Annotated in this window: 3 protein-coding genes; 2 read left to right on the top strand and 1 reads right to left on the bottom strand. The window is 30.3% G+C overall.

Annotated elements, in window-relative coordinates; genetic code table 11:
• Nucleotides 1-64 precede the first annotated feature (64 nt).
• Together BKD12_RS16125 and BKD12_RS16120 are read left to right on the top strand one after the other, a co-directional pair.
• Nucleotides 65-895 (top strand): toll/interleukin-1 receptor domain-containing protein, encoded by an 831-nt coding sequence (locus BKD12_RS16125; RefSeq protein WP_070090363.1) that lies wholly within the window; start codon nucleotides 65-67, stop codon nucleotides 893-895.
• Entirely contained in the window at nucleotides 876-3,224 is a 2,349-nt protein-coding gene (locus tag BKD12_RS16120) for a tetratricopeptide repeat protein (protein WP_070090362.1), read from the top strand. The genes BKD12_RS16125 and BKD12_RS16120 overlap by 20 nt, the downstream gene beginning before the upstream one ends.
• Nucleotides 3,225-3,300: 76 nt before the next feature.
• Here BKD12_RS16120 and BKD12_RS16115 read toward each other — a convergent pair whose 3' ends face one another.
• Entirely contained in the window at nucleotides 3,301-4,290 is a 990-nt protein-coding gene (locus tag BKD12_RS16115; RefSeq protein WP_070090361.1) for a D-alanine--D-alanine ligase family protein, read from the bottom strand.
• Nucleotides 4,291-4,350: the final 60 nt, after the last annotated feature.

The following is a 4,350-nucleotide window of genomic DNA, read 5'->3' as shown; positions in this document are numbered from 1 at the left end:
GATAATACCTTATTATCCTTTAAAAAAGAAAAAGAATTGAAAATACCAGGAGAACAAATTAATAATGAAAAAAACACAATATCAATACGATGTTGCCTTTTCTTTCGCTGGAGCACAGCGCGATTACGTTGAAGAAGTGAAAAATGAACTAGAAAAATATAATGTTTCTGTTTTTTATGATAATGATAATTCTGTAGACTTATGGGGAAAAAATTTATATCGGTACCTAGATGAACTATATTCTAAGAAAGCACGTTATTGTGTAATGTTTATCTCAAAAGAATATGCAGAACGCCCCTGGACCGTTCACGAAAGCCAATCTGCTCAAGAACGGATGTTTACAGACTATAACAACAAGGAATTTCAAGAATATATCTTACCGGTGCTTTTTGACAATACTCAAATCCCGGGAATTCGTTGTACAACAGGATATATGGACGCAAATAAACTTACCCCTAAGGAACTGGGAAAGATAATTGCGCAAAAGTTAGATAAATATGTTGTTGAAGACAACTCTTTTGAAATAATTCCTAGATTATTCAAAGAATTATCTCATTTGATTGTAGAACAGCTGAAAAATTTATCTTCCTATAGCTATGAGAAAGGGAAAGAGTTTATTAGAGTTGTAAACGAAGATACTAATCACACAATTTTACTAATGCGACTTTCTAAAGATGTGATTGTTTTTGAATTTGGCGCAGCAACATCTGAATATAATCCATCTTTTTTGCTAATTTTAAACCCAGAAAATTTAGAAACAATAAAAGCAATTAATTTTTCTGAGTTCTTTTTTCAATATCCCGAGCAAGTTTTTACGATAGATCAAGTAACACATCTGTTTCAAGCTGATTTACTAAAATTATTGGAGGCAGAAAATGATATTATATCCAAGTGAATATCAAAAAATGGTATCTTTTATCCAAAAGAGCAAAAATACATTTGCAGCATGCATAGTTAGAGGTGATTATGGAAAAGGTAAATCAAGATTAATTAATCAAGTGTTAAAGACTTGTCCTATTTCAACGCTTTCTGTTTGCCAATATCCAGGCATGAACACCCCTTATGAAGCGCTATTTTCTGCGCTTTGTCAAAAGTGCGCAAAAGAACAGATTGATTTTGAGAAAAATAATATAGAAATTTCGCATAGAGAATATTTGAAGCAACTTTGCGTTCGAATTTGTAAACAAATCCCAAATACGGTTATAATTTTTCAAGATATGAAAGATTTTGATCAACTCTTGATAGAATTGATTCTGGAAATACTTCAGTTTTTGAAGATTAATGATATTTCTTGTTTGGTTATTATGGAATTTAGTACGGACAATTTATCTTTTAAACAGCGGGAGGAATTCACGAAGTGTATAGATATATGTGGTGAAAACAACATTTTATTAAATAGTAAAGATTATAGAGATTATGTAAAGTATTTTTCATCTTTGTTGCCAGGGAAAAATGGGATCAGTTCGCAGCAAATCCAAAGTATTATAAAAGAAGCTTTTTATAATCCCGGATTACTCAAAAAAATGGCATATTATTTTATGGATGTGGGAATTTTTTATCAAGATGGAGATCTATGGAATTGTGATGAACTTGACTTTCACTTAACCGCAAAGCTATTTGAAAAACATATCTATCAAAGGTACTCTAAATTAGATGAAGTATTAAAAAGAACTTTGGATAAAGCCTGTATAACGGGATTCGAAATAAATTCAACACTCATGTATCAACCTTTAGGTATACTGAAAGCCGAAGAAAATTTAAGAAGAATTGAACGCCTTTCTAGATTGATTGTACATACAGAGAATTCATATGAATTCGAAAATAATACGGTCTATAATCTTATCAATGATAAAATGAATTTATCGGAAAAAAAGGCTCAACATCTCCTAATTGCCGAATTTTTGTACAAAAAATTATATGACCTTAAAAGAAATAATACTTTATTACATATTTTAAATATTATAAAGATCCATTATCTTGGAGCAGAAAAAATAGATGAGGCATTACATATTCTTGGCGTTTATATACAGCAATCATATGAAATGCGAAATTTCGATGCCGCGCTTATTGGGATAAGAGAGTTTTTCAAATTGTCAAATGGGAAATTCCCATATGCAGAACAACAATTACTCTTAAAGGAAATGGAAATCTATACTTATTTGGGACAATTTACAAATGCATATAATAGCCTTAAGTGTATTAAGAAAAGATATGTTTCTACTGGAATTGAGAACTGGATTGAATATTGGAACGCATACTGTTTGTTCAATTGTGGCCAAACAAAAGAAGCAAAAATAGTAGCAGATGCATTAATAGAAAAAATAGATGAGAACCAGATAAATGATGAATATTTGACTTTGAAAACTGATATTCTATTAGCTGGAATGTATCATCATTTCGGTGACATTGCTTATGCGTCTAAAAGATATGAACAAGGATTAGCAATTTCTTTAAATAAAAATGTTTTTCATAAAGAATATAACTATCTTTTATCTATAAGCAATATGTTTTTAGATAATGAACTTGCAATTGACAAGATAGAGCAAAGTATGAAATACTTCGAAAAAGAACATCTTCTAGTATCATATGCCAAAAGCGCAAATAATGTTGCTATCAATTATCTTTACTTAAAAGAATATGAAACCGCTATAAAATATCTCAATAGAAGTAATAAGATATTTACTGATATGTGTAGTGTTTCTTATCATTATCCCTTAAATAATTTGGGAACTGTCTATGCTTATTTAAATGATTTTGACAAAGCATTAGACTGCTTTTTTAAAGCTTTAAATAGCCATACAGATCCTTTTTCGCAATTATGGATTTCTATGAATATTGCAAATTGTAAAAGAAAGATAGGGCAGTCAGAAGAAGCAGAAGATATACTAAATAGGGTTAAAAATGGTATTCGAAAACTAGACTGTAATACGTATCTTTTAATGAGAAATTTTCATATATCAAAAGCCTTATTATATGAGGATCAAAATAATTATACTGAAGCTTATAGCCATAGCAAGAAAGCATTAGAAATTGAAGTTAATTCTTTGCATAATAAGACATATGATGTTTATCTTGGTAAATTAGTTACACTATTTTCAACAAAAAGTTATACATCTATACCTGAAATTGCAAATACTTATAACGAGAGTACTCTCGCACCTTTCTTTCAAGATTTATTAGAAAATCAAATTCACTTGGGCAATCTTCTTTTTTGGGAAATATAATTGCTTCAACAGTCTTTATGTGCTAATACCTAACTGAAATAACAATTTAGCTATTAGCACATAAAGATTTTAATCACTATTTATAATTTATATCATGATATCGTTTTTCTGCAAATTTGACTATTTTTTTAAGTAGCTCGGGAAAACTAATTTCCTGTATTTTTGCAGCACAACAAAAAGAGCCTTCAGGGTCTAAAGCAGGCAACGGATTAGCTTCCAAAAAATATATGTCTCCTTTTGAGGATACACGAAAGTCAATACGATTTATATCTCTGCAACCAAGGAAGTTGTGTATAGATTCAGAGTGTTTTTTTAGCATATTTATCGTTTCTAAAGGTAATATCGCTTCGCGGCAACGAATGTCCGCATAATGTTTAGCATTTGATGTAAAAAGAAATAATGGTTTGCAATTATTGTAATAAAACTCTACAACACCCACGGCTTTTGTATCTTTTCCCATACCGATAACAGGGACTGTAATTTCCATTCCGTCAATATAAGTTTCGCAAAGGATCTCTTGCCTGTAAACCTTTTGATTCTCTCTTATCTTGTAGTATGCATCCTCTGCTGTTTCAGTATAATAAATACCCATACTGCTACCTTCATAATTAGGTTTTACTATGATTGGAAATGATAATTGTTGTAGTTTCCTTTTTATTTCCGATACGCTGTCATATAAATATATTAATGTAGATGGGGGTGTAGGAATCCCAATACTTTTTGCTAAAAGTTTTGTATGATATTTATTCAGGCTTAAGGACAGCGAATAGGCATCTGATCCGATATATGGTATTTTATTTGCTTCCAATAGGGCTGGAACTAATCCTTCACGGTTTCTGGATTGAAGCCCTTCGGCAGTATTATAAATATAGTCTACAGATAATTTTTTTGAATATATTAAATTACTAAGTTTCTCATATGTACCGATAAGTTCTACATCAAATCCGGCCAATTCAAACTGCTTCTTTAAGAATGAAATTGAGGTTAAAGATGCAAAATCGCAATATTGAGATGTATCAATGCCATTATAATCTTCCATAGTATCAAATGTAATCCCTATTTTCATTTGTTGGTCTCCTTTTAATAGTAAAATACATATTCATTAAAAGGATAATAAGGTATTATC

The organism is Merdimonas faecis (genome assembly GCF_001754075.1).
GTDB classification, from domain to species: domain Bacteria; phylum Bacillota; class Clostridia; order Lachnospirales; family Lachnospiraceae; genus Merdimonas; species Merdimonas faecis.
The sequence above is the reverse complement of the archived record's forward strand: the minus strand, read 5'-3'. Positions and strand labels throughout refer to the sequence as shown.